We start from the raw sequence: 1,468 nt of genomic DNA, 5'->3' as shown, positions 1-1,468 counted from the left end.
CTACCACTTCCAGAGGCAGCAACACGTTCTGTAAGGTAGTGCGCCAGGGCAGCAGCACCGGGTTTTGGAAGGCCATGCCCACCCTCTTGAGGGGGCCGGTGACGGGCTGCAACCGAAAGTAAAGGGTGCCGCCGTGGTTGGTGTTGAGGCCGGCTATCATCTTCAAAAGAGACGTCTTGCCGCAGCCGCTCGGCCCCACAATCGAGACAAACTCCGAGTGGGCCACCGAAAAGCTGAGGTCGCGGATGATCGTGACCGGGGATCCCTTGCCGGGGTACTGCAGGGAGACGTGGCGCAGCTCCAGGATAGGCTTGTCCAAGAGCCCAAGAGAGACACCGCTCTGGGCCACCTGCTGCGACTCCAACATCGACTCAACTCCGGTGGTTTTCACGGCCAGCCTCCTTCCCATTACACCAGAGAGGAGAGCAACCAACTGTACTGCCCAATACTCTGTCGTCCAGCAGCAAGGCCGGTTCTTCGGGGCTGCCGCCTACTGGTGCTCGAAGACGTTGCTATATCCCAGCAGATCCAGCTCCACCAAGGTGGGCAGGTGTTGAAAACAGCGCTGCGCCAGCTCCCAGCGCTCCTCCCGCTGTAACATCTGGGCCAACTTGTGGCGCACCGGGATCAAATAGCGGACATCGTTGGCCGCATAAGCCAACTGCTCCGGCGAGAGGGACTGGACAGCTCCCCAGTCGGAGCTTTGGGCGGCTTTGTTTAGCTCCACCCCGCACAGCTCGCTCACCACGTCTTTAAGGCTGTGCTTACTGGTGTAGGTGCGGGCCAGCTTGCTGGCTACCTTGGTGCAAAAGACCGGCCAGGCCTGGATCCCCAGGTGGTAGCGCAGCATGGCCAGGTCAAAACGGGCGTAGTGGAAGATCTTTTCGATGTTGGGATCCGTCAGCAGCCGCGCCAAACGGGGGGCCTGCTTCACGCCACGGCTGAGCCGCAGCAGCACCACCTCGCCGGCAGCATTGGCCATTTGCACGACGCAGAGCCTGTCCCGCTGCGGGATCAAGCCCATCGTTTCGGTGTCCACGGCCAGGAAGGTTTCCCCGGCTAGCGCCTCTGCCACTTCGGGGGTGAGATCTTCGTCGCAGATCTGGAAAGGCTCCACAAGGATCCCTCACTTGGCGGGAGCAGCCGCCCCGCTGAGATACTTCCCTCACCTGAAGACAAGAGTTGTTGACATCTCAACAAGCGCTGCTGGCCAGCTAGCCCTGAGCAAGCCTCATCCCCCTCAGAGACAGGAGGTACTCTCCCCTCGACTGAGACAGCCAGCAGGCCGGTTTTCGCTCGCAACGCTCCGCGTTCAGTTTAGCCCAAAGCCACCCCTGAAGGAAGGGTTGTAATCAGCGGCTGGCAAGCTTGGCTCTACCAGCTTGCTTTCACCACGCCCGGCAGCAGGCCGCGGTGGGCCATTTCCCGCAAGCTGTTGCGGCAGAGCCCAAAATCCCGGAAATAGCCG

General features: G+C 61.2%; 2 protein-coding genes and 1 pseudogene. All 3 read right to left on the bottom strand.

The genetic code is table 11. The features are described from left to right. Positions 1 to 391, bottom strand: a 391-nt coding sequence (locus tag NW835_RS09995) for an ATP-binding cassette domain-containing protein (protein ID WP_414415197.1), incomplete at its 3' end; no start/stop codon positions are given. A gap of 99 nt (positions 392 to 490) precedes the next feature. Then, a complete protein-coding gene (locus tag NW835_RS09990; protein WP_414415215.1) occupies positions 491 to 1,123 on the bottom strand; it encodes a ribonuclease D in 633 nt (210 codons plus the stop codon). A gap of 251 nt (positions 1,124 to 1,374) precedes the next feature. Then, positions 1,375 to 1,468 (bottom strand): annotated as a pseudogene (gene rpsN, locus NW835_RS09985) (30S ribosomal protein S14); the annotation flags it as partial.

Origin of the sequence: Synechococcus sp. OH2 (genome assembly GCF_047462155.1) — a bacterium.
GTDB lineage: Bacteria > Cyanobacteriota > Cyanobacteriia > Thermostichales > Thermostichaceae > Thermostichus.
This window is presented reverse-complemented; position numbering and strand designations above follow the sequence as displayed.